This window comes from Streptomyces sp. NPDC056628 (assembly GCF_042792555.1).
GTDB lineage: Bacteria > Actinomycetota > Actinomycetes > Streptomycetales > Streptomycetaceae > Streptomyces.
Genome location: NZ_JBHTWG010000081.1, coordinates 1 through 4,401 on the forward strand (window position 1 = coordinate 1; position 4,401 = coordinate 4,401).

At 43.6% G+C, this 4,401-nt stretch carries 5 protein-coding genes; all 5 read left to right on the top strand.

Annotated elements, in window-relative coordinates; translation table 11 throughout:
• The first annotated feature begins 50 nt into the window (after positions 1-50).
• Complete coding sequence (locus ACFRAC_RS36535) at positions 51-395, top strand: hypothetical protein (RefSeq protein WP_041053041.1); 345 nt, start codon at positions 51-53, stop codon at positions 393-395.
• Positions 392-790, top strand: a complete 399-nt coding sequence (locus ACFRAC_RS36540) for a YopX family protein (RefSeq protein WP_017696650.1) — start codon at positions 392-394, stop codon at positions 788-790. Before ACFRAC_RS36535 ends, ACFRAC_RS36540 begins: the two co-directional genes overlap by 4 nt.
• Before the next feature lie 544 nt (positions 791-1,334).
• On the top strand, positions 1,335-1,769 hold the full coding sequence (locus ACFRAC_RS36545) for a hypothetical protein (protein ID WP_041052967.1): 435 nt from the start codon (positions 1,335-1,337) through the stop codon (positions 1,767-1,769).
• A 118-nt stretch (positions 1,770-1,887) separates the two neighbouring features.
• Positions 1,888-2,712 carry a poly-gamma-glutamate hydrolase family protein gene (locus ACFRAC_RS36550; protein WP_041052969.1) on the top strand — a complete coding sequence of 275 codons (825 nt, stop codon included), beginning with the start codon at positions 1,888-1,890 and terminating at the stop codon, positions 2,710-2,712.
• A 1-nt stretch (position 2,713) separates the two neighbouring features.
• Positions 2,714-4,401 (top strand): right-handed parallel beta-helix repeat-containing protein (locus ACFRAC_RS36555; protein ID WP_382939614.1); only part of this gene is annotated, 1,688 nt, incomplete at its 3' end.

The following is a 4,401-nucleotide window of genomic DNA, read 5'->3' on the forward strand; positions in this document are numbered from 1 at the left end:
CTCTAATAGAGAATAAAATAAAACCATAAGATCACTAAGGGGGAATTAAAATGGCGAAAACAACAGTAAAGCAGTATAAATCATTTGAAGAAATGGTGGAGGCCATGAAGAAAGTAGCTGAAGAAGGATTCGAATTAGACAGACCTTGGGGCGGCGGATGGAAAATGAAACACAGTGACGGACGTGAAGCACTTGTTAATGTTCATATCAATGAAGTTACATTCTTCGAGAAGGAGGTGGAATACAAAATCGGTGATAGAGTTTGGCTTCCGGTCGCAGGATGCGAAATTGTTATCAATACCATGGAGCAACTTGAAATTATTAAAGATTACAATATGACACGTTTAGATTGCGGAGATAAACCGATTGAAATAATCAAGGGGGAAACACAATGAACACAGCATACAGAGTTTGGGATGGAGAGCAGATGCATTATTGGGATGATGAGGGAATGGATCTCATTATTACAGCCGTGGGATGGAGATTGTACCGCCATACCGACTCATCACTTCATCTGATTAGGATTGCAGATAGCACACAAAAAAATGCAGCTCTCATGTGGAACACCGGGTTGAAGGATAAGAACGGAAAGATGATTTATGACAATGATTTCATTTTGGATCATAACACTGATACGAAGTTCGTAGTTAAGTATGACAACAAGCAAGCTGGTTTTTATCTTGATATAGGTCTTGGAAATGGTAGTGGTGCTTTTATGGCAGGCGATCTTGAAATCATCGGTGATGTTTACCGAAATACTGAGTTATTGGAGGATGCGGAGAATGTATAAAAAAGCTGTGACGTCAGTCAAAGCCGGAACCCTAAAAGAAGCGTGTGAAAGGATACAAGCGGCGCATGATCTAGGATTCGTGGTAGAGGTTTTTCAATTTGAGAAGGCGAAACCGGATGGGGTTTTCACCCCTAACTTGTTTATGATTGATCTGTTTCTACCTGTGAAGGAGGGCGCGGAGTGAAATTTGCATTTAGAGTATTGATGCTTCTCATAATGTCGGGCGTTGCTGATTCCATAGGAATAATTCTGGCGTATTATTTCGACAATCAGAGTTTGAGATTAAATTGTGTGTCAGTTACCGCGGCGATCAGTGGGTACTTGGTTCGTGGATGGTGGCCGCCGGAAGAGAAGGAGGGCGCGGAATGCCAAAAGTGAACGGAACATTAATCGGATACTATTGCGATGACTGCGAGGAATGGTTGTTTTTAGAAAGGCCTGCCTGTACGTCTGAAATCTATTGCCCTTTTTGCAGGGATCAGACTCTTGCGATTGATTCTGACGATTTAAGTTTACTGGAAGAAATAATGAAGGAGGACGCAAAATGAAAAAGATTATTTTCGCTTTAGTTGCTGTCATTACATTGGGGGTTATGGTACTTCCGGAAAGTGCTTCGGCGGCATGGTCAGGCTGGCAGAATAGAAACGGCCATTCAATAAGAGTTTGGACGGATGCCACGACTTACAGTCCGAGTGCGTCAACAATCGACTACAAGGCAGAAAAGAAAGGCTCAAAACGCCTGTATTACAAAGCCATCTTGTATAAGTGGTCAGATAAAGGACTGATACACACAGGGCGAGTCGGCTCAGGATCGTTTACCGGATCAACGCCTGTAAAAAGCTTTAGTGTTCCGTCTGTCCGGCGTGAGTATGGAACAGGAACATATCTGATCAAATACAATCTATACAGCAAGTCAAACTGGACTGGATATGTCGGCAGCGTGAACAGCAATCGTTTTTATATAGTAGCGAAAATATAGGAGGGCGCGGAGCAACAACCTCAAGCCTTTAAGGGGGTGGTCAAAATGTGATACCAGGACAGCTAACGCATTTTATATTTTGAAAATTCAATAAATTTAAAATGGAGAGTGATAAAAGGTGTTTATCAATCAAAATAGAATAGTGGGAGCCTCAAAAAAGGGTAAGGGGGCAGAGAAGGCGAGCTTTGGCGGGCCTGACCTTCTCTACCTAGTACCCCGCAAAGTAGCGGAGTGCCGTAAGTATAACATGCTGCGGTTTTGTTTTTCAATGCTACTTGTGCTATCCCTTGTGACAATCGGGTTAAACAGTGCTATGGCAGCGGATCAGTACCGGAATTTTGAGGAATTGCAGGCTAATGAAGATCCCGTGAATTACAACATATTCACGCGAGAGCTTGGAACGTCTGTCCTAATCTTTGCGCCTCACGGCGGCGGGATTGAGGGTGGAACAAGTGAGCTTGCCAGGGAGCTAAGTAAATCTTATTCCACGTATCTATTTGAAGGATTGAAGGCATCAGGAAATACATCTTTGCATATCACTAGCACGAATTTTGATGAGCCTCAAGCCCTTGAACTATTAAGCCAGCATGATTTCACGTTGTCGCTACATGGCTATGCTTCAGATGAAAAGCATATTTTAGTAGGTGGGACGGATCAGGAAAATGCAGGGAAACTCACGGAAACCTTGAATGCTGCGGGCTTCTCAGCTGAGTTATTGCCGGAGGGTGCAGCCTTATCCGGTACAGATCCGGCGAATGTCGCAAATAAGAATAGAACCGGAATGAGTATCCAGCTAGAAATAAGCACCGGACAGCGGCGGGCCATGTTCGATACGTTTTCACTAAATGGCCGTGAAGTCTCCAAAAATGAAACGTTCTACCGGTTTACGGATCTCCTTTCCGACTTTGTTAATGCGAACGTAAGCAGAAAGGCGGGTGCTTAATATGGGCGCTGTTGAAAGCTTACAACCGATGTATTATTTCATTAACTTTGACGAATGGGGTATAAATCCGAACTGTGAGAACGCGGAAGCAACAACACAAGGCTTTAACGATGCTATCCAGCACGCGGCCAAGAATGGATATTACGGCGTTTATATTCCTGGTGGCCGTTTCCTGATTGATCCCGTTAGTAAGTTCGGGAGCTTGCCGGAATACGGCGGCGGGGTTCGCGGAGCTTCAAACCTGAAAATAAAAATGTCAAAAACAGCACGCTTTTACGCTATGCCGAATAGTGCCACAGGATACTCTATTTTCTACTTTGAGCTGCTTGAAAATGTGGAGCTGGAAGGCGGCTTCTTTATGGGAGACAGAGACGATCATGATTATGTCTATGTAGAAGGCAAGAAAACGCACGAATGGGGCTATTGCATCCATATAAGAGGGTGTAAGAACGTTACTATCGAAAAAGCCACATGCACCCACGCTACAGGCGATAATATTTGGGTAGCTGCTAAAGGTATGATGAACTGGAATAGTGATTACACGCCTTCCAGCAGCATCACAATAAGGAAATGCGTTTTAGAGAGAGCGAGAAGAAACAATTTTGCTACAAACGGATGCGAGGGCCTTGTATTTGAAGATAATGACGTAAATTATGCCGGCGGCGACACAATAGGGCCGCAGCTGGGTATTGATCTAGAGGGATTCGGAGAAGGCGGCCTGAAATATGATCATCCTTACAAAATCATTATCAAGAAAAACCGATTCAGAGAGAACGGACGTGGAGCTATTCGGGCATTTACAGCAGGGGAAGTCATTATTGATAGTAATTTTGCTGATAATGACATTTCATACGGGTACGGCACAGACGTAAGCATCACAAACAATAAAATCATTCGCCAGCCTGGTCAATCATCCTGGGCGCACGGTATCGACTCTATAGGCGTATCCAGCACGGAAACAGGGAATAGGGCCAATATATCAGGAAATACAGTCATAGGCTTTGAAAACGGCATTACTGCCAGGGGGAAAGGCGTTAAGGTTAACGATAATACTGTTGAGGGCTGCACCTCACAAGGTATATACGTGTATTTGTGTGAAATGGCCCTAGTAACAGATAACCGTATCAATGGTGATTGTGTTCATATCAGGGTGCATTTATCAAAGTATGTCAAGGTAAGCGACAATGATACAGAAGGCTCTACACAGGATTACTCAATTGTTTTGGATGCTGCTATAGATACGGTGGTCACAGATAACAAAATTAAAGGTTTCGGCGGTATTCGTTGTGGTGTAACAGTAGATGCTGAGGTTTCCGATAATATTATTGATCTAACTGGAACCGGACGCGGTATCATGTGGAAAGCCCATTCAGAAGTTGACGTGATCGGAAACACAATTAAAAACGCTAGAACATACGCAATAGACGGAACAGCAGACAGCCGATATATAAACACCGTAGAAGATAACCGTATAAAGAATTGCATTGGCAGGACAGCGATTTTGCTTACTGGCGGAAGAAAACACAGCGTAATAAACAACAAAATACGCTTTAAGCGCAATGAAAATGGCGGTTATGGCGTGCTGCTTCAAAACACTGACGGTGTAACAGTAATAAGAAACGACATTGACAGTATGAACGAATTCACTGTAACGCCTGTTTCTTCTTCAGCTGCCACAAACACAACGAT

Bases quoted from the DNA above. Each gene is read 5' to 3' on its own strand.
- ACFRAC_RS36545 (WP_041052967.1), top strand. From the start codon at position 1,335: ATGAAAAAGATTATTTTCGCTTTAGTTGCTGTCATTACATTGGGGGTT.
- ACFRAC_RS36535 (WP_041053041.1), top strand. From the start codon at position 51: ATGGCGAAAACAACAGTAAAGCAGTATAAATCATTTGAAGAAATGGTG.
- ACFRAC_RS36540 (WP_017696650.1), top strand. From the start codon at position 392: ATGAACACAGCATACAGAGTTTGGGATGGAGAGCAGATGCATTATTGG.